The sequence below is a fragment of the Sulfitobacter sediminilitoris genome (assembly GCF_010667575.1).
GTDB classification, from domain to species: Bacteria; Pseudomonadota; Alphaproteobacteria; order Rhodobacterales; family Rhodobacteraceae; genus Sulfitobacter; species Sulfitobacter sediminilitoris.
Genome location: NZ_JAABNT010000092.1, coordinates 1 through 602 on the forward strand (window position 1 = coordinate 1; position 602 = coordinate 602).

The following is a 602-nucleotide window of genomic DNA, read 5'->3' on the forward strand; positions in this document are numbered from 1 at the left end:
CTATAGTATCGGCCTCACAAAACCAGCCGTAAAGGAGAACGACCATGACCCATTATGTAGGTCTCGACGTGTCCGTCAAATCCGTATCGATCTGCGTGGTTGATGCCGCGGGATCGGTACTCGCCCGAGGCGACACGACCTCTGATCCCGACGAGATCACTGCATTCATTGCAAAACATGCGCCCGCTCCGGATCGCATTGTTCATGAGAGCGGCATCCTTGCCATCTGGCTCACCCGAGAGTTGGAGAAGCGCGGTCTGCCGATCACCTGTATCGACGCGCGCCTTGCGCATAAGGCGCTGTCGGGCCGGATTAACAAGTCCGATCCGGGCGACGCAGAGGGGCTTGCCCATCTCGCGCGAACAGGCTGGTTTAGCCAAGTACACATCCGGAGTGAGGCTTCTGAGCGCGTGCGTGTTCTGATCGGCACACGCGAGCGGTTGATACGGCTGCGCAAAGACCTAGAGGGTCATGTTCGCGGCGTGCTGAAAGTGTTCGGGATCTGCATGGGCGCGGTCGGGCAAGCTGGCATGCGCCAAAGGTTTCGTGATCAACTCGCCGAGGCCGGCGAGACCGACCTGGCGATCAGCGTCATGGCTGAC

At 59.8% G+C, this 602-nt stretch carries 1 protein-coding gene; it reads left to right on the top strand.

The genetic code is table 11. The features are described 5' to 3' along the window. Nucleotides 1–44: 44 nt before the first annotated feature. On the top strand, nt 45–602 hold a 558-nt coding region (locus GV827_RS23260; RefSeq protein WP_164356726.1), incomplete at its 3' end, for an IS110 family transposase.